Here is a 22,709-nt window from a genome sequence, read left to right on the forward strand (position 1 = left end):
ATGGCGTATGAGGTCACGCGCGACATGCCGCTGCAGGACGTGCAAATCGAGACCCCGCTGGAAGTCATGACCGGCAAAATGATCGATGGCAAGAAGCTGGTGCTGGTGTCCATCCTGCGGGCGGGCAACGGCTTTCTGGACGGCATGCTCAATGTGGTGCCGGGTGCCCGCGTGGGCCACATCGGTCTGTATCGCGACCCCGAGACGCTGCAGCCGGTGGAGTACTACTTCAAAATGCCTTCTGAAATGCATGAGCGTGACGTCATCGTGGTCGACCCCATGCTGGCCACGGGCAATTCAGCGGCAGCCTGCGTGGGCCGCCTCAAGCAACTCAAGCCCCGCTCCATCAAGTTCGTGTGCCTGCTGGCCGCCCCCGAAGGGGTGGCCACGCTGCAAAAAGCGCACCCCGATGTGCCCATATTCACCGCCGCCATCGACCGCGAGCTCAACGACCACGGCTACATCCTTCCGGGCCTGGGCGATGCGGGCGACCGGATTTTTGGTACCAAGTAGCCGGCATCGCGCAGCCTGAACCCGAACCTCTTCATGCTTGACCTTCTTATCACCCGCGCCACCCTGCCCGACGGTCGCAAAGACATGTCGATTGCCGTCGAAAACGGTCGCATTGCCGAGGTGACGCATGGCCTGCACGCACCTGCCCACGAGACCGTGGACGCGGGCGGCTTGCTGGTCAGCCCGCCTTTTGTCGATGCGCACTTCCACATGGATTCCACGCTGAGCTACGGCCAGCCGCGGGTGAACGACAGCGGCACGCTGCTGGAAGGCATTGCACTGTGGGGCGAGCTCAAGCCCACGCTGACGCACGACGCCATCGTGCAGCGCGCGCTGCAGTATTGCGACATGGCCGTAGCGCGGGGGCTTCTGGCCATTCGCAGCCATGTGGACACCAGCCACCCGAGCCTGCTGCCGGTGCACGCACTGCTGGATGTGAAGCAGCGCGTGGCGTCCTATCTGGAACTGCAGCTGGTGGCCTTCCCGCAAGACGGGGTGCTGCGCGCACCCGGCGGACTGGATAAGCTCAAGCGGGCGCTGGACCTGGGTGTAGATGTGGTGGGAGGCATCCCCCACTTCGAGCGGACCATGGCCCAGGGGGCCGAGAGCGTGAAGATCCTCTGCGAACTGGCAGCCGAGCGCGGCAAGCGCGTGGACATGCATTGCGACGAATCCGACGACCCGCATTCGCGCCATGTGGAGACCCTGGCCTTTGAGACCCAGCGACTGGGCCTGCAGGGCCGCGTCACCGGATCGCACCTGACCTCCATGCACAGCATGGACAACTACTACGTGAGCAAGTTGATCCCACTCATGGCTGAGGCGGACCTTGGCGTGGTGGCCAACCCGCTGATCAACGTCACCTTGCAGGGCCGCCACGACAGCTACCCCAAACGCCGTGGCATGACCCGCGTGCCCGAGCTGATGGCAGCAGGCCTGACCGTGGCCTTTGGCCACGACTGTGTGCTCGATCCCTGGTACAGCGGCGGTAGCGCCGACATGCTGGAGGCCGCGCACATGGGGATGCACCTTGCACAGATGACCAGCCAGGCAGCGATGCGCGCGTGCTTTGAGGCCGTGACGACGCATCCCGCGCGCCTGCTCGGGCTGGAAGGCTATGGCATTGCGCCGGGTTGCCACGCCGACTTCATGCTGCTGCACGCGCGCAGCCCGGCGGACGCGATCCGCCTACGTGCAGCTCGGCTCGCTGTGTGGCGGCGCGGCAGGCTGCTGGCGCGGCAGCATGCCCCCTCGGCCCAACTGCTCCTGTCGGGGCGCCCTGCCGAGGTGGATTTCTTATAAGAAGAGCCCCCGGCACCCTGTTTGGAAGCCAAAGAGCCGAACCAGTTCATAGGGCAAAGCCCCTCATGCCAAACGCATGATCGTCTTGCGAAATCGTGCTGACACCAGCGCCATGCGGTCCGGCAACCGCACTCAACCCTGACGCCCATGCGCCCCAAGGCGGTCAGCGCGCAGGGTGCACCCGCCACGGCGCTCGCTGCCCCGGTTCAGGCGGCCACGCTGCACTCGCGGCGCAGCAGCGCCAGCGCATCGTGCAACTGGTAGTCCATGTCGCTGAGCAGCGTTCTTTGCGCGTCCTGCACAAAGCTGTGCCACAACGCGATGTAGTCCGCATGGCGCGCGCCGGGCGCATGCTCGCGAATGAAGCCGGTGGCCAGGGCTGCGTCCAGGCCCGATTTGCGCAGCTTGCGCACCAGGCTGGCCGCCGTTTTTTCGGTCAGCAGCGTCTTCTTGGGGGCACCGGCGGCCACGCACAGGAAGAGCGTGAGCAGGCTGTGCTCGTCGTCATTGCCCTGCACCGTTTTAGTCCAGGTCTTGCTGGCGGGTTGCAGCAGCTCTTCGCCGGCATCGAGCTCGTCCAGGCTGCGGTGGTAGTCATCCACTTCGGCCAGCGGATCGTCTAGCAGGAAGTAGCGTGAACGAAAGGCACTGGTGGGGCGCATCAGCGGGCGCAGCGCGGTGGCCGGGTCCAGCAGCTTGCGCAGATCGGCACGCACTGTGTCGTACTCGGCCTGCACCGCTTCACGCAACGCGCCCGGCAGGCCGGCCGGCAGGCGCATGACCGCGGTATCCGCCGAAAGCGACTGCTTGCGCTGGGCATTCACCGCCTTCTCGAACACCCCAGGGTGCGGCCAATCGGACACGCGCGGCGCCAGCACCTGCAGCACCAGAGCGGTGCGTATCACTGCCTCGGCATCAGCACCCGCCTCCTGCAGGGTATCGAGGTCCAGGTCGTACTGCTCGGCCATCCACAGCGCAGCGTCGATCGCCGCAGCAATGCGGCTGCGACGCGCGAGCTCTGCACGGTATTGCGCATGGCTGCGCAGCGACCACAGCCCCAGCAGCGGCACATCGGCATCGGCAAACCCGGCCATGCCGAAATTGCTGCTCTCGGGCATGGCGATCAGGCGGCGCAGCATGTCCGAGCCAGCCTTGGAGCGCGACAGCAACGAATGGTCGCGCAGCAACACCGCCGACTGCTCCAGGTCGGCCCCCGTGGTTTCCAGCAGATGCAGGCTGATGAGGTTCACGATCCGATCGCGCGCCCTCTCCAGCTCGGGCCGCAGGAACTCACTGCCAAAGTACCGCGCGATCTGCACCATGCCCTTGGGCGCATCGGCGTTCAGGGCCGCCAGCCGCTCGGCATCGATGATCCCGCGCTGCACGCCATACACCAGCGCCTTCTCGAAAAACGGACGGGCGTCGTGGAGCTGTAGTGCGGAGGATGTGGTTTCCGTCATGTCATCGTTCGGTGGCATCAGTGCCCACCACCATCTGGTGCGTGAAAAGGGCGCGACCCCTGAGGGAGACGCCGAGCAAGGGCCGCCCCGCAGCGGGGCCGTCGTCCCCCGGAGGGGTAAGGCGCCGCAGGCGACTCAGGGGCAAGCCATCTAAATGGCGGATTCCTCATCCGACACCCGCGCCGCAGGCGTGACCTTGCCGCGATCGGTTTCGCTGGTCTCGATCTTGCCATCGTCTTCCTCAGCAGGTTCGTCGCCTTCATCCTGCCCCCTGTCGTAGGCCCGCGCTTTGGCACGCAGCACCAGCAGGGTTTCGATGAACAGATCGCGGCATTCATAACGAAGCAGCCAGGCCATTTGCATCCAGTCGCGGTCGGCCACCTCGTCCAGGTCCACGCGCGGTTGCAGATAGCCCGAGGCCAGCAGTTCATCGTCGCTCAGGGTGGGGCCATAGTCCTCGGTGGCGTCAAAGGTGCCGGTGCGCGCAAACGCCTCCACGCGGCTCCACTTCTCGGCAAAGTAGTTGGCCAGGGCCTCGCTGCCACCCTCCAGGTCGCCGATGGCGGTCAAAAACTCCACCGGGTCTGCGCCGTCGCGGAAGATCACGGCGTTGACCATGCTGCGCAGATGCGTGTGCGTGAGGTCCTTGTACTGCTTTTCCAGCACCATGGCGCGGGCGAATTGCTCGGGCGTGACCAGCATGTTCACCACGGATGCCTTGGAGTCGTCGTACTCGCGCATCACCGCCAGGATGTCCTTGGGCGCGAGCTGGTCCAGCACCACCATCAGCGCGTTGTCGCCATCGGTGTCGGCCAGTTCGGCCAGCGCCGATTCCGCGCCGACGATATCGCCAGCTGCGATCAGGCTGGTGGTCTTGGTGATGAGTGCAAGGTGGTTGGTCATGGTGGTCTTCCGTATCGATGGGTTCACTCTGTCACGGTTATCCCCGGCCAGCTTTGAGGTATGTCAGGCGCAGCGCATCCATGCGCTGCCGTGCCAGACCGCCAGCACATCGGTCTTATTCCTTGCGCTCAAAACCCGCGTCGGCCAGCCAGTTCGACGCAACCTCTTCCCGCGTTCGGCTGTCTTGCGGCTCCATCGCGTCGTCGGCGCTCAGCGCGTTGTATTCATCGTCGTGCTCGGCGTCGTCACCAGCTTCGTCGTCGGCATCATGCCCCTCCTCCAGGCTCGATGCTGTCGCCGCCATGGATGCCATACGGGCCTGCGCATGCAGATACTCCAGAGCCGCCGCAATCGCCAGAAAGCGACCACCTGTCGACTCCCGCAGCACGGTCTGCGCCAAGCGCTCGGCCCAGGGCTCCAGCCGCACAGCGCTGGCGAGAGCGCCCCACGCGGGAAGATCGTCCACAGGCAGGCGAATGAGCTGCTCCATGGCAGCAGGCGCGGTAAATCGGAAGCCCTGGTGGAAGACCACGGCCACCATCTCAGGGGCCAGGTCCATCATCTGCACCAGGAAGGCGATTTCATCGCGCTTTTCGGTCAGGCGCTTGCGCAGCACATCCTTGCCCTCGGAGTCGGATAGAAGATCGTCCAACTCCGCCTGGTATGCCAGGCGCAAATCACGAAAATAAGGAGACATAGTCAATGGGAACCTGCGGCAGAAATGATGCGCGATGCATAGGAGTGCCAGATTTCCCGCGCGCTCTGTAGTGGGTCATCCAGCAAATTGCGGCGACGATTGTCGTCATAAACCTGGCGCGCGTTCTCGTCAGACAGCACCTCGTATGCCTTTTGTATCGCCTGAAAGCGCTGCGCCGCGTCGGGAGCATCGTTGCGGTCGGGGTGGTAGAAAGAGGCCTTTTGGCGAAACGCCTTCTTGATGTCTGCCAGCGGGGCATTGGCCGTGACGCCTAGGGTTGCGTAGTGGTCTTCGGTCATCTATTTGTCTGCAATGTCATGAAGCAACCCCAGGCTGGTACCTGCCTCACCCAGCGCCGTTCGCTCCCCACCCATCAACCACCGAGACTCACGAACACGTTTTGCACGTCGTCGTTGGAGTCGATAGCCGCCAGAAAAGCCTCAACTTCTTCGAGCTGCTCGGCCGTGAGGTTGGCCGGGTTCACCGGGTTCTTGGGCTTGTAGCCCAGCTTGACCGACAGCACGTTGAAGCCATGGGCTGGCAGCGCGCGGCTCACCAGGTCGAGATCCGTGGGATCCGTCCAGAACGTCGTGGTTCCCTCCTCGTCGCCAGCTTCAAAATCCTGGGCGCCCGCTTCGATGGCTGCCAGTTCCGCATCGGCGTCGGCCGCGGCTGGTTCCGCCTCGATCATGCCGACGTGATTGAAGTCCCACGCCACCGAGCCGGATGTACCGAGCTGCCCCTTGCGGAACAGCACCCGCATTTCGGGTGCGGTGCGGTTGACGTTGTCGGTCAGGCACTCGACCATGACGGCCACCCTATGCGGCGCGAAGCCTTCATAGATCACGCGTTCGTAGTGGACGGCATCGGCACCCGTGCCCGAACCCTTCTTGATGGCGCGCTCCAGCGTGTCTTTGGGCATCGACGCCTTGCGGGCCTGCTCGACCACCAGGCGCAGCCGGGCATTGCTGGCCGGGTCAGCGCCACCGCGAGCGGCCACGGTGATTTCCTTGACCAGCTTGCCAAACAGCTTGCCCTTGGCGTCGGCAACCTGTGCCTTGCCCTTTGCTTTCCACTGCGCGCCCATGTTGGACTCTCTTTTCGTTGGTGTTGCGGCGTACCGTGCTGTCGCCATGCCGTTGAGCATGAGCCCTTCGGGCCAAACCCTGTAGGGTACCACTGCCAGCCTCGTGGGGCCGCCGCAACAGTGCGCACCGCGCCGGTCGCTCGCCCGGGTAACCTAGGCTGCATGCAGATTTCAGCAACCCCCATGCCCCCGCCACACCCATGCTGAACGCGCTCTGGCTGGGCTTTTTCATGGTGGCAGCGGTGTCAGCCTTGTCGCAATGGCTGGTGGGCGGCAACGCGCAGATCTTTGCGGCCATGGTCGAGTCGCTGTTTGCCATGGCCAAACTGTCGGTCGAGGTCATGGTCCTGCTGTTTGGCACGCTCACCCTCTGGCTGGGCTTTTTGCGCATTGCCGAAAAGGCGGGTGTGGTCGAGGCGCTGGCGCGCTGGCTGTCGCCGCTGTTTGCGCGCCTGATGCCGGGCGTGCCCCGCGGCCACCCGGCGCTGGGCCTCATGACGCTGAACTTCGCTGCCAACGCCCTGGGCCTGGACAACGCGGCCACGCCCATTGGCCTCAAAGCCATGCGATCGCTGCAGGAGCTGAACCCCCATCCAGACACTGCCACCAACGCGCAAATCCTGTTTCTGGTGCTGAACGCCTCATCGCTCACCCTGCTGCCGGTGACGATCTTCATGTACCGACTGCAGCAGGGTGCGGCCGACCCCACACTGGTATTTCTGCCGATTCTGCTGGCCACCTCGGCCTCCACCCTGGTGGGCCTGCTGGCAGTGGCCGCAGTGCAACGCCTGCCGCTACTGAGCCCGATCGTGCTGGCCTACCTGCTGCCACTGGGCCTGGGGCTGGCCGCCCTGATGGCGCTGCTGGCCAGCCTCAGCGCCGCGGCGCTGGCACAACTGTCATCGCTGCTGGGCAACCTCACGCTGTTTGCGTTGATCGTGTTCTTTGTCGCGGTGGGCGCGTGGCGCAGGGTGCCGGTGTACGAGGCTTTTGTGGAGGGCGCGCGCGAGGGTTTCGACGTGGCCCGCGCTCTACTGCCCTACCTGGTAGCCATGCTGTGCGCCGTGGGTGTGTTTCGCGCATCGGGCGCGTTGGGCTATCTGCTGGAGGGCATCCGCTGGTGCGTGGAGGGGCTGGGGCTGGACACGCGGTTTGTCGATGCATTGCCCACTGCACTGGTCAAGCCGTTTTCAGGCAGCGCGGCACGCGCGATGCTAATCGAGACCATGCAAAGCCAGGGCGTGGACAGCTTTGCCGCCCTGGCCGCCGCCACCATCCAGGGCAGCACCGAGACAACGTTCTACGTGCTGGCCGTGTACTTCGGCGCGGTAGGCGTGCAGCGGGCGCGGCATGCTGTGGGATGCGCACTGCTGGCCGAACTGGCAGGGGTCGTCGCGGCGATTGGCGTTTGCTACTGGTTTTTCGGCTGAGGGCTTGGCGGAATCGTCGGCCATGCACCCGTGGGACCACGGCGCTGGGCAAAACCAGCCCCGAACCGGAGCATGAGGCTGAGAAGCGCCAACCCTCAGCGCCCCCCCAGCGCCTGCTCAAAGTCGGCGATGAGGTCCCGCGGGTCTTCCAGGCCCACCGACAAGCGGATCATCCCGTCGGCGATGCCCATGCTGGCCCGCACTGCGGGACCGGCCTCCCAAAAGATCGTGTGGGCCACCGGAATGATCAGCGTGCGCGTGTCGGCCAGGCCTGTGGCCTTGATGGGGAGCTGCAGGCGGTTGCATACGGCCATGCATTGATCGGCATCGCGAAGCTCGAAAGACAGCAACCACGACCCTGCCCTGAAATACTGCTTTGCCCGCGCATGCTGGGGGTGCGACTCCAGCATCGGGTAGAACACGCGGGCCACGGCCGGGTGCGCCTCCAGCCAGCGCGCCAATGCCAGCGCCGTGTCGCTGGTGCGATCCATGCGCAGGGCCAGGGTTTCGGCCCCCACAGCCAGTTGGTGCGCGGCATGGGACGACAGCGTGCCGCCCATGTCGCGCAGGCCCTTTTTGCGCAGCTGCTGCAGGCCCCAGCCCTTGAAGTCGCCTTTGCGGTAAGCGGCAAAGATGTTGGGGTAGCCGCTCCAGTTGAACAGGCCAGTGTCGGTCACAGCACCGCCCAGCGCATCGCCGTGGCCGCCAATGCTCTTGGTGAGCGAGTTGACGATCAGCCCTGCGCCGACCGTAGCTGCCCGGAAGATGTAGGGCGATGCCACGGTGTTATCGACCACATAGAGCAAGCCGCGCTGCGCACACAGCGCGCCAATGCCTCCCAGATCCGGGATCTGCGTGCCAGGGTTGGCAATGGTCTCGACAAACACCATGCGGGTGTTGGGGCGCACTGCGGCAGCCACCTGGGCGGCGTCGGTCACATCCACCGTGGTGATCTCGATGCCCAGGTCAGCCAGGGTGCCAAACACGCTGTTGGTGTTGCCAAACACGTACTGGCTGGCCACCAGGTGATCACCCGCCTTCAGCAACGTCATGAAGATCGCGCAGATGCCCGCCATGCCGGTGGAGAACACGATGGTGCCCAGGCCCTGCTCCATCTGGGTGATCTTCGACTCGAGCGCAGCCGTCGTCGGCGTGCCCTGGCGCGCATAGTTGAAGCCGCCCTTGGCTGTGCCCTGGAAGACCGCAATCAGGTCTTCCACCTTCTCATAGCCGTACTGCACCGAGGTGTGAATAGGCTTGTGGATCGCGCCATGCTCCGCGCCACCGAGCCGGTCGGCATGGACGATCTGGGTGGTCAGGCTGTAGGGGTGCGGTGTCGTCATAAAAATTTGCGCAATGTCTATGGGTCTGCATGAAACGCCGGGGCAGCAGCCACTGGCACGCCCTGATATCCGCGCCCCATGCCCATGGCTTGGCAAATTTATCAGGGACGCCAGGGACGGCGGCCTGGGGCACTAGGGAACCTCTGCATAACTCCCTGCGGTTTGCGCGGGCGCGGGCGCGGGCTCGGGCAGTCCACGGCGTTGCTTTTCTTGCCAATAGCCAGGCTATTGGGTGCAAAAGCGCCTTGTGGCCTATCCCGATCCGCACCCGCGCATCCTCGCGAGGGTTTTGCAGAGCTTCCCTAGGAGCCTGTCGGACTTGGAAATCGTCGGCTGCAAATCGACCGCAGCGGTCCATTTTTCACCGCCTTTTTGCCCCACAGCTCGGCTATGGGGCTGCAAATTCGGCAAAAACTGTCCTCGCTCTCGCCGATTTTCGCTTTCGACGCTCCAAGTCCGACAGGCTCCTAGCGCTCCGGCGCAATCTGCTCGGCGTAATCGTACAGGGCGCCCAGCAAGTCCTGGGCCCGGTCATCGGCCGTTTCCGATAACTCGTCGATTTCGGTGAACAGCTGCTCCACCGTGCGGGCGCCCCCTTGGCCATCGAACAGACAAGCGGCGCGGTGGGCCTCCCACTGTTCGGCCTCGGTTTCGTTCAACGTGTCGGGGAAGTTTCGGGCGCGGTAGCGCCACAGCAACTCGGCCAGGCGTGGGTCGTCAAACACTGCTCGCACCTTGGCAAGCTTATCGCCGGGCATGGTGCGCAGATCGTTGAGCAGGCGCCGGTCACGGTCGCCCACGAAGCCGCTGTAAAGGTCTTGGTCCACGTCCGGCGCGGCCTCGGCCGGGCGACTGAACACCGCGGGCCAGATACCGCTCATGTCGGGTAGCGCGCGGGCCAGCTCGGCACGCTGCATGGCTGCCGCCTTGTCGATGTTCCAGCGCTGCTCCAGCGCGGGTGTGAGGGTGTTGATGTTGCCCACCACCATCGGCGACCTGTTGAGGTGGATCGTCTTCACCGGCAGCCTCGTCACACCCTCGGGCAGCGCATCGGCCTTGGAAAACATGCGCAGCCGGATTTCATCGACCCCCATGGTTGCCAGCGGTGTTGGGTCGTGTGCCAGGTCCCAGGCGATCAGCTCGTTGCGGTTGGTAGGGTGGCTGGCCAGAGGCCACATCACCGCCAGGCAACCGCGCTCGGCGGGGAACATGCCCGACACATGCAAAAACGGGCGGGCTGTGATGGAGGTCGCGGGCAGGCGTAACTCGGCCGCCACACGGTCTTTTTTGCGCAGGCCCAGCGCAAACTCGAAAAGCTTGGGGTTGTGCTGGCGGATGAGCCGGGCCAGGGCGATGGTGGCGCGCACATCGGAAAGCGCGTCGTGGGCCGCCTCGTGCAGCAGGCCATTGGCCTTGGACAGGTGTTCGAGCTTGAAGCTGGGCGAGCCGTCTTCCTTTTTCGGCCACTGGATGCCCTCGGGCCGCAGCGCGTACGTCATGCGAACCACATCGAGCAAGTCCCACCGGCCGCACTGGTTTTGAAACTCGCGCGCGTAGGGGTCAATCAGGTTGCGCCAGAACATGAAGCGCGTGATCTCGTCGTCAAACCGAATGGTGTTGTAGCCCACGCCAATCGTTCCCGGCTGAGCGAATTCGGTCTCAATGCGGGCCGCAAACTGGTGCTCGGGAATCCCCCACTCCAGGCACAGCTGGGGCGTGATGCCGGTAATGAGGCACGACATCGGGTCAGGCAGGTAGTCACTGGCCGGCTGGCAGTAAAGCATCAGCGGTGAGCCGATCTCGTTGAGCTCGGCATCGGTGCGGATGGCGGCAAACTGCGCGGGCCGATCGCGGCGCGTATGGGCCCCGAAGGTTTCGTAGTCGTGCCAAAGAAAGGTATGGGGGGCCATGCGGTGAAAGTGATGACATGCGCTGCGCCAGGCGCGAGGCCTACAATGTAACCTGATTTGAGAATTTTTGGCCTGTTGCGCTTGCCCTGCAAGTATCCAATGCTATACTTTTTGGAGCAATTCACGCACTGCGATCCAACAGTGCGCGGCGGCTGAAACCGCGTGACCTAGGAGCCTGTCGGACTTGGAAATCGTCGGCTGCAAATCGACCGCAGAGGTCCATTTTTAACCGCCTTTTTGCCCCATAGCTCGGCTATGGGGCTGCAAATTCGGCAAAAATTGTCCTCGCTCTCGCCGATTTTCGCTTTCGACGCTCCAAGTCCGACAGGCTCCTAGCGGTGAGCGTAACGCCGCCCGAGCAAGCAGGACACTATCGCATGCAACGAGCCACGCACCCTTTCATTCCGCGCCGGCGGCCCCTGGTCGCCGCAGTGGTCAACGTCCCCGCAAGCGCCCACCAAAGCGGGCCTGCACAACCGGCCCACGCCCTGCGAATGACGCAGCCACCGAGCCATCTGAAAAAGCTGATATCCGCCGCGTTGGCCGGGATGATGCTTGCGGGCTGCGCCATCGAAGCGCCACACCCGGCGGCGAAGACCCCCCATGCCATCGGGGGCATCGCTACAGACGGCCCTGCAACACCCGCCGTGCGGAGCTCCAGTGACGACCAGGCCGGCTTCACACAGTGGCGCGAGGAATTCGCCTCGCGTGCATTGGCCTCAGGCATCAGGCCCGACACAGTGCGAAACACCCTGGGCCGTGCCGAATGGCAGCCCCGGGTGGTCGAGTTGGACCAATCGCAACCGGAGTTCTCACGCACCCCCTGGGCTTATCTCGACAGCGCGGTGTCACCGCAGCGCATCGCCCAAGGTCGTGCGCAGCTCGAGCAGCACCGCGCCACACTGGAGGCAGCGGCCCGGCGCTACGACATACCGGCCCAGGTCATCACGGCCATCTGGGGTATCGAGAGCAATTACGGCAGTCACTTCGGGAGCTTTCGCACGGTGGACGCGCTGGCCACACTGGCCTACGAAGGCCGACGCCGGGTCTGGGCCGAGTCGGAGTTGCTTGCAGCGCTGCGCATCCTCGACCAAGGGGACATCGCGGCCGAGCGCATGGTGGGATCCTGGGCAGGTGCCATGGGCCACACCCAGTTCCTGCCATCGGTGTTCCTGGCCCATGCCGTGGACGCCGATGGCGACGGGCACCGCGACATCTGGGGCAGTATCCCGGATGTTGCGGCATCGACTGCGAACTTCCTGGCACGGTCAGGCTGGCAGCCCACCGCCACTTGGGGCGCAGAAGTCGTGCTGCCAGCGGGGTTTGACCACAGCCGGGCTGAGCCAGGAGTTCGGCAGTCATCGGCCCTGTGGGAGATCGAGGGCCTGCGCGCCCCGAACGGTCAGGCGCTGCCGATGCTGGACGACGCCCACATCATCATCCCTGCAGGTGCTCAAGGGCCTGCCTTCATGGTGGGCGGCAATTTCAGGACCATCCTGCGATACAACAACTCGGTCAGCTACGCCCTTGCCGTGGCGTTGCTGGCGCAGCAGATTGACGGCGGCGTCGGTGTGGTGGCGCCATGGCCGCGAGCCCTGGTTCCGCTGTCGCGCGCGCAGCTAAGAACCCTTCAGGAGGCGCTCAACCGCAAGGGCTTTGCGGCAGGTAAGCCGGATGGGGTGATGGGCCCGGCCACCAGCGCCGGCTTGCGCGGTTTTCAGCGCAGTATTGGAGTCGCGCCTGATGGATATCCCACCCTCGAGTTACTGGAGCGCCTTCTGTCTGGTACGCAGTAGCAGGACCCGCGCGATGGAAGGCCACCGAAGCGCTGGCCCGAGTACGGAGCCGAATGCGGCACGATGCCGCAGCGGTTCAAATGCACCAAAAAGAAAAAGCCCGCGGATTCGAACCCGCGAACGAAATCCCTGGAACCTGGTTTTAACCTAAAAACGGCAGTTGGATGCATTTGCCAGCGCTGCTGTTGGGGGGCCAGGCCAGGCGCGACGACGCGGCAGGCTCGTGCCTGCAAGGAGAAGCAACACCGCAGCCCCTACTGGCGTGCGGTGCGCACATTGCGCGGCAAACTCTGCGGGTGGCTGGTGCGTAGCGGGTTGATGTCCAGCCCGCCGCGGCGGGAGTAACGCGCATACACCGTGAGCTTGATGGGGCGGCAGCGCGTCCACACATCCATGAAGATGCGTTCCACGCACTGTTCATGGAATTCGTTGTGGTTGCGAAAGCTCACCAGGTACTGCAGCAGGCCTTCCTGGTTGATTTGCGGCCCGCTGTAGCTGATTTGCACGCTGCCCCAGTCGGGCTGACCGGTGACCAGGCAGTTGCTCTTGAGCAGGCTGCTGGTCAGCACTTCGGTGACCGGCGCTTCGTTGAACTCGGCGGTGAGCAGGTCGGGTGCGGGCTCGTAGCGTGAGCATTCCACATCCAGCCGGTCCAGGCTCAGGCCGTCGAGTTCATGCACGGGTTCCTGGTCGAACAGGTCGGTGCCGATCAGCTTGACGCCGACCGTGGCCGGGTGCTCGGCACCGCGCCAGACGGCTTCGCTGATGTCGGCCCGGATGCGCGCCTGCACCTCGGCTGCGTCAGCAAAGCGGGTGTTGTTGAAGCTGTTGAGGTAGAGCTTGAATGACTTGCTCTCGACGATGTTCGGCGTCTCGCAGGGCACAGTGATGTGCGCCAGCGCCACCTGCGGCTTGCCGCGCAGGTTCAGCCACGACAGCTCGAACGCCGTCCACAGATCAGCCCCGAAAAACGGCGCTGCGCCAGTGATGCCGATTTCAGTCCGCTTGCCGGCGCGGGGGATGGGGAACAACAGGGACGCGTCGTACTGGTCAACATATGCCGACGCCTTGCCCAGTTGCGATTGTTCTGGCGTATTCATGGCCATTGCCTTGAGTATGCTATTAAAAACATAGCTAAAAACATATGATGGTCGCGCGTAGGCGCCTGTTTTTTCTTGATGTTTGGCCGCATCAGGCGAACTCGCGCTCGCGCAGCCACTTGGTGGCGATCCACTTGTGCCCGGCCAACACCGGCGCGCCGCCATGCAGGGTGCGGGTGCTGGGGTGCGGGCGCTCGTAGCTGAAGAACACCGCGTTGCCGCGCTGCGGCGCGACCTCCAGGTGCACATCGGGGAAGACCGTGCCGCCGCCTTTTTCAGGCGTGTTCAGGTACATCACCAGGGTGCCCACGCGCTGCCCGCCGCGTTTGACGATGGTGGGGGTGCCTGGCTCTGTCGGGTCGAAGTAGTCGTAGTGCGGCTTGTATTCGGCACCCGGGTGGTAGTGCAGCACCTGCAGGCCTTCGCCGTTTTCGATGGGCCATTGCAACAGCCGGGCGATGCGTTGCTCGATGCGCTCGATCAGCGGCGACTCGCCGCGCTGGAAGAACATGCCGTCGCTGGTGCGGTCGTCGTTGACCTCCTCGCCACCGGTCTTGGAAGCCACCGTGAGCGAGCGCGCCATGCGCGGCTCGGCCGCAGCGATCAATGCCTGGCATTCCTCGTCCGACAGCAGGTTGCCAAGCACCACGATGCGAGGCTGGGCCATGGCCAGCAGCACCCTGACCTGGCGGTCACCGCCATCGAGCTGCGCGGGCGAATCACTCAGCAACGGCTCGGGCACCGGCACGGCGGCGGGCAGCCCCTGCTGCACCGCCAGCGCATCGAGATGCTCCTGCAGCGTGACTTCCAGCGCCTGTGTGGCCACGTCCTCGTCCCAGCCCGCATCGCGCATCGACTGCAGCACGACCGGCGCGGAAAAACCGGCCTGGGCCTGTTCGATGATCCAGCGCCGCAGCTCGGGCGTGACGGTCTGGGAGGGGGCGCGAGTGGCTGGCGTGCTGGACGGCATGGCAGTGTCTTGTACGGTTCCAGGCAGGTGTGGATCACAGACGCATTGTGCGGGTTCCGCAGTGTCTGGGGCCGCTCAGGCTATGCCCCCTTGCGGCGAAACACCAGGCGCTGCGCCGTGGAGGCGCCGGGGGCAAACCCATAGCCGTCCAGGTTAAAGCCTTCGAGCTGAAGTAGCGTGGTCACGCGATGCGTGATGGCGTAGCGCGCCATCAACCCACGGGCCCGCTTGGCATAAAAGCTGATGATCTTGTATGCGCCGCCTTTCCAGTCCTCAAACACGCAGTCGATCACCTGCGCCTTGAGCACAGAGCAATCCACCGCCTTGAAATACTCCTGCGATGCCAGATTGACCACCACCGGGGTGGGATCTTCCCGCAGGCGGGCATCCAGGTAATCGGCAATCTGGCTGCCCCAGAACTGGTAGAGGTTGCTGCCCGCCTCGGTGTGCAGGCGTGTGCCCATTTCGAGCCGGTAGGGCTGCATCCGATCCAGCGGCCGGAGCACGCCATACAGGCCGCTCAAGATCGCCACATGCTGCTGCGCCCAGGCCAGGTCCTGTGCATCCAGCGAGCGTGCCTGCAAGCCGTCATACACATCGCCATCGAACGCCAGCAGCGCCTGCCGCGAGTTGCCGGCGGTGAAGCGGGGCGTCCAGGCGGCATAGCGCGCCACGTTCAGTGCGGCCAGCTTGTCGCTAAGCTCCATCAGCGATGCAATCGCCTGCGGTTGTTGTTGGCGCAGCACCTCAATGAGCGCCTGGGCCTGCGGCACAAACTGTGGCGTGGTGTGCGGCAGGTCGTGGGGCAGCGGCGTATCGTAATCGAGCGATTTGGCAGGAGACAGCAAAAAAAGCATGGCGATGGCAGCGCGTAAGGAAGGTGATGGACAGGCTGGCCAGTGGCAGCGCACAAAGCCTCGGCGACCACGCATCGACTCGCGTGGCAACCGGCTCTGGTAAAGCCCTGGTCGCGAGACACCCTTTCCATCGTACCGGCTGCGGTTGCTCCAGCGGGCTGCGGGGTTTTGCAGGCCTTGACCGCCCCTGTAAAAAAGGCGGCCGAAGCCGCCTGTGGATGCTTGCGCGCAGCGCCCGGATGCGGCGATGCGGCGCTGCCCTGATCAGGCAGCAGGGGGCCGCTCAAACGGCAGCGTCATGGCCGAGAGATCGCGGCGCGTCTCCACCAGGACCAGCGGGCCTTCGTCGATGACGATCGCAGGCGGACGCTCGCGTGGAACACGAACAGGTTGCGGTTCGGCGGCAATGGCTGCCTGTACCGTTGCCACCTTGGCAGCGTCGGAATTGACCCACTCAAGGCCGCTCGACGTGGCCACCTGGTGCAGGGCATCCACTGGAAGCTCAAAGCCCTGGACCTTGGGCATGCCGCGTTGGCCTGCCTTGGCGACGGCCGCAGCCTCTGCGGGCGCGGGCACTTCAGGGGCAGTGCCCATCGCCACCGGCGCGGGGGCTGCGGCGGGCACCGATACCGAAGCGGCAGGCGGCACCTGCGCGGGTGCAGCGCTCGTCGCTTCCTGGGGGGCAGCAGCAGCCGCACTGAAATAGCTGCGGCGCGGGGCTTCTTGCGGTGCCGGGTCGGCCCCGTGGTCGGCGGGCGCAACAACGGCGGGGTCCACGTCTGACATTGCCAATGCAGCAGCATCGCGTGGCGCGCGTTCGCGGCGGTCACGGCCGTAGCGGTCGCGGGAACGGCGCCCCGGGCGCTGATCTTCGCCCGAGGCATTCCCGGTGGTCACTTCATGGCCGGAGAGGTCCAGGTCGGGCAGGCTCGCAAGCGGGGCGGTATCCACAAAGTCTGCGGGCGTGGTGGCCGGTGCGGGCGCGCCTGCATCCTGGCCTTCGGCCGAACGCAGGGCACGCTCACCGCGCTCGTTGCGCTCGTTGCGCTCGTTGCGATCACCACGGCTGCGCTCTCCGCGTTCACGGCGGGGCCCACGTTCATTACGGGGCTGCTGTGCCGCACTTGTATCGGCAGCGACGCCGTTGCCGCCTGCCGCTTCGATCGGGCCCTGGGCTGCGACCTCGCTGTTGGGCGCAGCGGCTGGATTGCGGGGCTCTGCATCCCTGCGGCCCCGGCCTCCTTCGCGGCCATTGCGGCCTTCGCGGCCTTCGCGGGGCTCTCGAGGTTCGCGGGCTTCGCTGCCCTCGGGGCGGCGTTCGCCATCACGGGGTGCGCGGCCTTCGGTCGGGCGTTCGCCCCGGCGACCACGCCCTTCGGACGGCGCGCCTTCGCGGCCACCGTCGCGCTGGCCATCGCGTGCAGCGCCATCGCGGTTGGCATCGCGGCCACCGCGGCGGCCACGGCTTTCGCCATTGCGGCCATCCCGGCGGGGCTCGCCCCGGCCCGTGGTGTCAGGCGTTGCGGCAGGTGCCGGTGCCGCCACTGGTGCCGCTGCCGGTGCGCCGCTGCCACCGAACAGGCTCTTGATCCATCCAAAGAAGCCTTGCTCCTGGGGGGGCGCCACCGGGGCGGGCGTGGGTACGGCCACGGGTGCAGGTGCGGCCGCTGCCGGGGCAGGGCGCTGGCCCGCCCGCGCTGGGCGTGCAGCGCCTTCGGGGCGGGGCTCGGCTGCAGGGGCGGGTGCATCCGGCAGCACGCCCTTGATCACGGGCGTCTGCTTGTTGGTAGGCTCCTGAGAGCGGCGCGTCACGGCCGTGGGGTCTTCCACCTCTTCGGCGAGCTTGTAGCTGGCATCGATGTGGTCCAGACGCGGGTCGTCGTGCTTGAGGCGCTCCAGGCGGTAGTTCGGGGTTTCCAGCGCCTTGTTGGGCACCATGAGCACGCTCACGCGCTGCTTGAGCTCGATCTTGGCGATCTCAGTGCGCTTTTCGTTGAGCAGGAACGAAGCAACCTCCACCGGCACCTGGCAGTGCACGGCGGCCGTGTTGTCCTTCATCGACTCCTCCTGGATGATCCGCAGGATCTGCAGGGCCGACGATTCGGTATCCCGGATATGGCCTGCGCCACCGCAGCGTGGGCAGGGAATGGACGAACCTTCGGAGAGGGCGGGCTTGAGGCGCTGGCGGCTCATCTCCATGAGACCGAACTTGCTGATGGTGCCAAACTGCACGCGGGCGCGGTCCTGGCGCAGCGCATCGCGCAGGCGGTTTTCGACCTCGCGGCGGTTTTTGCTCTCCTCCATGTCGATGAAGTCGATGACGATCAGGCCACCCAGGTCGCGCAGCCGCATCTGGCGGGCCACTTCGTCGGCGGCTTCCAGGTTGGTGCGGGTGGCGGTTTCCTCGATGTCGCCGCCCTTGATGGCGCGGGCCGAGTTCACGTCCACGCTGACCAGCGCTTCGGTGTGGTCGATCACGATGGCGCCGCCCGAGGGCAGTTGCACCGTGCGGGCGTAGGCCGATTCGATCTGGTGCTCGATCTGGAAGCGGCTGAACAGCGCGGCGTCGTCGCGGTAGCGCTTGACGCGGGCGGCATGCTCGGGCATGACGTGCGCCATGAACTGCTGCGCCTGTTCGTAGATGTCGTCGGTATCGATGAGGATGTCACCGATGTCATTGTTGAAGTAGTCGCGGATCGCACGGATCACCAGGCTTGATTCCTGGTAGATCAGGAACGCGCCCTTGCCGCCCTTGGCAGCGCCGTCAATGGCGTTCCACAGCTTGAGCAGGTAGTTCAGGTCCCACTGCAGCTCGGGCGCGCTGCGGCCGATGCCGGCCGTGCGCGCAATGATGGACATGCCGTTGGGGTACTCCAGCTGGTCCATCGCCTCCTTGAGCTCGGCGCGGTCCTCGCCCTCGATGCGGCGCGATACGCCACCGCCGCGCGGGTTGTTGGGCATAAGCACCACGTAGCGGCCGGCCAGCGAGATGAAGGTGGTCAGCGCCGCGCCCTTGTTGCCGCGCTCTTCCTTTTCGACCTGGACCAGCAGTTCCTGGCCCTCCCTGATCACATCATTGATGCGCGCCTGGCTGGGCGACACGCCGGAGGCAAAGTACTGGCGCGAGATTTCTTTAAAGGGCAAAAAACCGTGCCGGTCTTCGCCGTAGTCGACAAAGCAGGCTTCCAGCGAAGGCTCGACGCGCGTGACGACGGCCTTGTAGATGTTGCCCTTGCGCTGCTCGCGCCCCTCGATCTCGATTTCGTAGTCGAGCAGCTTTTGTCCGTCGACAATGGCCAGCCGCCGTTCTTCGGGCTGCGTGGCGTTGATGAGCATCCGCTTCATGATGCGATTCCTTCCGTGTTGTGCGGACAGCAGCGGGGCGACCCCCTGACCTTCAGGAGGGATTGCGCGGGCTGCCGCCCACCGTTTCCAAACCAAACCAACAAGCTCTACAGGAGCTGGGAATGCCTGGACTGACGCATCGAAACGAAGGGAATTGCCGGGGACACCTTGTCACTGCGGCGCACTAGCGCGGCAGCAAAAGGCAGGGGCGCGTGGATGGGGGCGAGTGGGAAAAGCGTTTTTTTGCTACCAAAACTGGAGCTGACTGCGCTTGCTGAAAGGGCGCTGGTGCTGAATTTGGACGTGCAGCCGGAGGCAACAGCCAACGCCACAAGGTCACTATCGAGCTCATCAACAGCCACATACTCGCTTCGATCCGCTGACAGGCTGCATCCGGGTAGGGCGCATCTGCCAGCTTGGGGGATTCCGTATCAGTGTTTCAATCTGTCAGCCCGCCGTTCGACGCACCGGCCACTGCAGGCATCTGGCCTGCAATCTGCTAGCACGACGCCCGCTGGCATCGACCTTCCTGCGCCAGTGAAAGGGTTGGGTGGACTAAACTCCAGACAAATCAACCACTTACAAAGCAACGCGCAGGTGAAACACATTATAGGGGCCAAACCCCCCTCGCACGGCACGGGAGCCACCTCGGCCGCGGCTGCCCGGCTGGTCGAGGTGGACGAGGACTCAGCCGGGCAGCGGCTGGACAACTTTCTGCTGCGGCAGCTCAAGGGCGTGCCCAAGACGCATGTGTACCGCATCATCCGCAGCGGCGAAGTGCGCATCAACAAGGGCCGCGCCAGCGCCGACACCCGCGTGCAGCCCGGTGACCTGGTGCGCGTGCCGCCGGTGCGCATCTCGGACAAAGTGGCCGAAAAGGCCGAGCGCCCGGCGCCAGCGCGCGCATTTCCGGTTTTGCTGGAAGATGAACACCTGATCGCCCTGGACAAGCCCGCAGGCGTGGCCGTGCATGGTGGCAGCGGCGTGAGCTTTGGCGTGATCGAGCAGCTGCGCCAGGGCCGTCCGCAGGCGCAGTTTCTGGAGCTGGTCCATCGGCTGGACCGCGAAACCTCCGGCATCCTGCTGGTGGCCAAAAAGCGGTCCGCACTGACCCATCTGCAGGACCAGTTCCGCGAGCGCGAGACGGGCAAGACCTATCTGGCGCTGGTGACGGGCGTCTGGCCTGCCAATAAGAAGGTGATTGACCTGCCGCTGCACAAATACCTGCAGGCCGACGGCGAGCGCCGCGTGCGCGTGACCACGCCTGACGACCCGGACGGGATGCGTTCCATCACCCTGGTCAAACTGCGCGGCACGGTCGCCGCCCGGGCGGCCCAGGGCTTGCCCGCGATGTCGCTGCTGGAAGTGACGATCAAAACCGGCCGCACGCACCAGATCCGGGTGCATCTGGCCAGCCAGGGCCACAGCATCGTGGGTGACGACAAGTACGGTGATTTCGACCTCAACAAACGCCTGCACAAGCTGGGGATGAAGCGGATGTTCCTGCATGCGTGGCGGTTACAGTTCAACCACCCCGCCACGGGCGAGCGCGTTGCCGTCAACGCCGAGCTTCCCGCTGAATTGTCCGCATTCCTGCCACAGCCCGAGAGGGCGTAACCGGCTCTGCCATGCCTGCCACCCCATCGCGTTCGCGCCGCTTTGATCTCATCGCCTTCGACTGGGATGGAACGCTGTTCGACTCCACCGCCATCATCGTGCGTTGCATCCAGTCGGCCGTGCGGGACGTGGGCGGCACGATGCCATCTGACAAGGACGCCGCCCATGTCATCGGCCTGGGTCTCATGCAGGCGCTGGCATACGCCGCGCCAGACGTACCGCCCGAAAAATACAACGAGCTGGGCAACCGCTACCGTTTTCACTACCGCCAGCACCAGGACGACCTGAGTCTGTTCGAAGGGGTGCTGCCGCTGCTGGCCGACCTGCGCGAGCGCGGGTATCTGCTGGCTGTGGCCACCGGAAAAAGCCGCCGCGGGCTGGACGAGGTCCTGCACTCGGCGGACCTGCGCGGTGTATTCGACGGCTCACGCACTGCGGACCAGACCGCTGGCAAGCCGCATCCGCTCATGCTGCAGGAGCTGATGGCCGAGTTTGATGTGCCGCCCCATCGTCTGTTGATGGTTGGCGACACGACCCACGATCTGCAGATGGCCGTCAATGCTGGTTGTTGCAGCCTGGGCGTGAGCTACGGCGCACATGAGCCAAGCACCTTTGGCGCACTCAACCCGCTGTTTGTGGCGCATTCCGTTCGCGAGATGCATGACTGGCTGCTCCAGCATGCCTGATGATGCACCGCGCTGCCTGACCACCTTGCGCCAAGTCTTCGCATGACCACGCACGAATCAACCATTGCGCTGTGCAGCAGCGCTGACCTGCAGGACGCGGGCCAGGCGGTTCCGTTTGACGTGGTCTACGCGGGGCAAACCTGCCGGGCCTTTGCAATCCGCTTTCGGGGGGTGCCGCACGCCTACCTCAACCGCTGCACGCATGTGGCGATAGAGATGGATTACCAGCCCAACCGGTTTTTTGATGACACCGGCAACTGGCTTTTGTGCGCGACGCACGGTGCCGCCTACTTGCCCGCCACGGGCGCCTGCGTGGCTGGGCCCTGCCGGGGTGGTTTGGTGAAAATTACCCTGTCGGAAAGTGGTGGTGTAGTGCGCTGGCATACTGGCCACCTGTTGCAGGCCGTTTCAGGCTAGCCAACCCCAGATGGACCCCCCTTCGTGCCAGCGGCTACCGCCTGGCTGGCCAGCAAAAGCATCACCCATTTGCTGCGGACGTTCCGCAGCGTACCGATATGACCGATCCCCATATCCCCGGCCCGTCCGGCATTGATCCAAAAAGCAATCCCGCGCCCGACCTGTGGCCGCGAGATGCTACAAAAGCAGGAGCATCTGTGAGCGACTCATCGCGTGAACCCGGCTGGGAGCGTGCCACCCTGGAAAAGCTGGCCTTTGCGGCCCTGAACGAGCAGCGCCTTGCGCGCCGCTGGAAGATCTTCTTTCGCCTGGCCTGGCTCGCTGTGATCGCTGCTGTTCTGTTTGCTGCCCTCAAGCAGTCGGCCCCGAGCGCCGCCAAGGCGGGCCCGCACACGGCGGTGGTCGATGTCAAAGGCGAGATTGCCGCGGGTACCGAAGCCAGCGCCGAACTGGTGGTGGCCGCCATGCGCAGCGCGCTGGAGGACGAAGGCTCGATGGCGCTGGTGCTGCTCATCAACTCGCCGGGTGGCAGCCCGGTGCAGGCGGGCATCATCAACGACGAAATCGTGCGCCTGAAGGCAAAGCACAACAAGCCCATCTATGCCGTGGTCGAGGAAACCTGTGCCTCTGCGGCCTACTACATCGCTGCGGCCGCGGATGATATTTTTGTGGACAAGGCGAGCATCGTCGGCAGCATTGGCGTGCTGATGGACGGTTTCGGTTTTACCGGCACCATGGAGAAGCTGGGCGTGGAGCGTCGTTTGCTGACCGCGGGTGAGAATAAGGGTTTTCTGGACCCGTTCAGCCCCCAGACCGAAAGGCAGCGCGCCTATGCGCAAACCATGCTCGACCAGATCCACCAGCAGTTCATCGCCGTGGTGAAGGCGGGCCGTGGCGACCGGCTCAAGTCCACGCCAGAGACTTTCAGCGGTCTCTTCTGGACGGGGCAGCAGGCCGTGGAAATGGGGCTTGCCGACAAGTTGGGCACCCTGGACTACGTGGCGCGTGAGGTGGTCAAGGCGGAAGACATCATCGACTACACCCGCCGCGACAACGTGGCCGAGCGCCTGGCCAAGCGCTTTGGCGCGGCCATGGGCGCGGCGGCTGTCAAGTCGCTGGCGTTGTCTGCGCCGCACCTGCGCTAGGAGCCTGTCGGACTTGGAAATCGTCGGCTGCAAATCGACCGCAGCGGTCCATTTTTAACCGCCTTTTTGCCCCATAGCTCGGCTATGGGGCTGCAAATTCGGCAAAAACTGTCCTCGCTGGGGCCGATTTT

19 protein-coding genes are annotated in these 22,709 nt (G+C 64.9%); 8 read left to right on the plus strand and 11 right to left on the minus strand.

The window, feature by feature from the left end; all coding sequences use genetic code 11:
* The coding region (gene upp / locus ACK543_RS09050) for a uracil phosphoribosyltransferase (RefSeq protein ID WP_409942520.1) at positions 1-513 on the plus strand (513 nt) is incomplete at its 5' end.
* 33 nt (positions 514-546) lie between these two features.
* Positions 547-1,815: an amidohydrolase family protein gene (locus ACK543_RS09055; RefSeq protein WP_409942521.1), complete on the plus strand. Its 1,269-nt coding sequence runs from the start codon at positions 547-549 to the stop codon at positions 1,813-1,815.
* A gap of 206 nt (positions 1,816-2,021) precedes the next feature.
* Here ACK543_RS09055 and ACK543_RS09060 read toward each other — a convergent pair whose 3' ends face one another.
* The 5 genes from ACK543_RS09060 to ACK543_RS09080 form a co-directional block, all read right to left on the minus strand.
* Complete coding sequence (locus ACK543_RS09060; RefSeq protein WP_409942522.1) at positions 2,022-3,293, minus strand: hypothetical protein; 1,272 nt, start codon at positions 3,291-3,293, stop codon at positions 2,022-2,024.
* 132 nt (positions 3,294-3,425) lie between these two features.
* Complete coding sequence (locus ACK543_RS09065) at positions 3,426-4,178, minus strand: hypothetical protein (protein ID WP_409942523.1); 753 nt, start codon at positions 4,176-4,178, stop codon at positions 3,426-3,428.
* A gap of 115 nt (positions 4,179-4,293) precedes the next feature.
* Complete coding sequence (locus tag ACK543_RS09070; RefSeq protein WP_409942524.1) at positions 4,294-4,875, minus strand: hypothetical protein; 582 nt, start codon at positions 4,873-4,875, stop codon at positions 4,294-4,296.
* A gap of 2 nt (positions 4,876-4,877) precedes the next feature.
* A complete protein-coding gene (locus tag ACK543_RS09075) occupies positions 4,878-5,174 on the minus strand; it encodes a DnaJ domain-containing protein (protein ID WP_409942525.1) in 297 nt (98 codons plus the stop codon).
* A gap of 74 nt (positions 5,175-5,248) precedes the next feature.
* Complete coding sequence (locus tag ACK543_RS09080; protein WP_409942526.1) at positions 5,249-5,962, minus strand: YebC/PmpR family DNA-binding transcriptional regulator; 714 nt, start codon at positions 5,960-5,962, stop codon at positions 5,249-5,251.
* A 200-nt stretch (positions 5,963-6,162) separates the two neighbouring features.
* Between ACK543_RS09080 and ACK543_RS09085 the strand changes: the two genes are divergently transcribed.
* Entirely contained in the window at positions 6,163-7,392 is a 1,230-nt protein-coding gene (locus ACK543_RS09085; protein WP_409942527.1) for a nucleoside recognition domain-containing protein, read from the plus strand.
* A gap of 95 nt (positions 7,393-7,487) precedes the next feature.
* Here ACK543_RS09085 and ACK543_RS09090 read toward each other — a convergent pair whose 3' ends face one another.
* Positions 7,488-8,735: a cystathionine gamma-synthase family protein gene (locus ACK543_RS09090; RefSeq protein WP_409942528.1), complete on the minus strand. Its 1,248-nt coding sequence runs from the start codon at positions 8,733-8,735 to the stop codon at positions 7,488-7,490.
* Between the two features lie 467 nt (positions 8,736-9,202).
* Entirely contained in the window at positions 9,203-10,645 is a 1,443-nt protein-coding gene (gene sbcB, locus ACK543_RS09095; RefSeq protein WP_409942529.1) for an exodeoxyribonuclease I, read from the minus strand.
* Between the two features lie 494 nt (positions 10,646-11,139).
* Between sbcB and ACK543_RS09100 the strand changes: the two genes are divergently transcribed.
* Positions 11,140-12,441, plus strand: coding sequence for a lytic murein transglycosylase (locus ACK543_RS09100; RefSeq protein WP_409942538.1), 1,302 nt, complete (start codon positions 11,140-11,142; stop codon positions 12,439-12,441).
* Positions 12,442-12,695: 254 nt separating this feature from the next.
* On the opposite strand, the gene queF is transcribed toward ACK543_RS09100, so the two are convergent.
* From queF to ACK543_RS09120, 4 genes are all read right to left on the minus strand, one after another.
* Complete coding sequence (gene queF / locus ACK543_RS09105) at positions 12,696-13,541, minus strand: NADPH-dependent 7-cyano-7-deazaguanine reductase QueF (RefSeq protein ID WP_409942530.1); 846 nt, start codon at positions 13,539-13,541, stop codon at positions 12,696-12,698.
* A 91-nt stretch (positions 13,542-13,632) separates the two neighbouring features.
* Complete coding sequence (locus ACK543_RS09110) at positions 13,633-14,511, minus strand: 2OG-Fe(II) oxygenase (RefSeq protein WP_409942531.1); 879 nt, start codon at positions 14,509-14,511, stop codon at positions 13,633-13,635.
* A gap of 80 nt (positions 14,512-14,591) precedes the next feature.
* Positions 14,592-15,368 carry a peroxide stress protein YaaA gene (gene yaaA, locus ACK543_RS09115; RefSeq protein WP_409942532.1) on the minus strand — a complete coding sequence of 259 codons (777 nt, stop codon included), beginning with the start codon at positions 15,366-15,368 and terminating at the stop codon, positions 14,592-14,594.
* A gap of 264 nt (positions 15,369-15,632) precedes the next feature.
* Positions 15,633-18,713, minus strand: a complete 3,081-nt coding sequence (locus ACK543_RS09120; RefSeq protein ID WP_409942533.1) for an Rne/Rng family ribonuclease — start codon at positions 18,711-18,713, stop codon at positions 15,633-15,635.
* A gap of 597 nt (positions 18,714-19,310) precedes the next feature.
* On the opposite strand from ACK543_RS09120, the gene ACK543_RS09125 reads away from it, so the two are divergent.
* The 4 genes from ACK543_RS09125 to ACK543_RS09140 all read left to right on the plus strand — a co-directional run bounded on the left by ACK543_RS09125 (position 19,311) and on the right by ACK543_RS09140 (position 22,578).
* A complete protein-coding gene (locus ACK543_RS09125; protein WP_409942534.1) occupies positions 19,311-20,330 on the plus strand; it encodes an RluA family pseudouridine synthase in 1,020 nt (339 codons plus the stop codon).
* Between the two features lie 11 nt (positions 20,331-20,341).
* On the plus strand, positions 20,342-21,016 hold the full coding sequence (locus ACK543_RS09130) for an HAD family hydrolase (RefSeq protein WP_409942535.1): 675 nt from the start codon (positions 20,342-20,344) through the stop codon (positions 21,014-21,016).
* A 42-nt stretch (positions 21,017-21,058) separates the two neighbouring features.
* A complete protein-coding gene (locus tag ACK543_RS09135; RefSeq protein ID WP_409942536.1) occupies positions 21,059-21,433 on the plus strand; it encodes a Rieske (2Fe-2S) protein in 375 nt (124 codons plus the stop codon).
* A gap of 98 nt (positions 21,434-21,531) precedes the next feature.
* Positions 21,532-22,578, plus strand: coding sequence for a S49 family peptidase (locus ACK543_RS09140; RefSeq protein WP_409942537.1), 1,047 nt, complete (start codon positions 21,532-21,534; stop codon positions 22,576-22,578).
* The last annotated feature ends 131 nt before the right edge of the window (positions 22,579-22,709 follow it).

The organism is Acidovorax sp. (assembly GCF_046341535.1).
Taxonomy (GTDB): Bacteria; Pseudomonadota; Gammaproteobacteria; order Burkholderiales; family Burkholderiaceae_C; genus Acidovorax.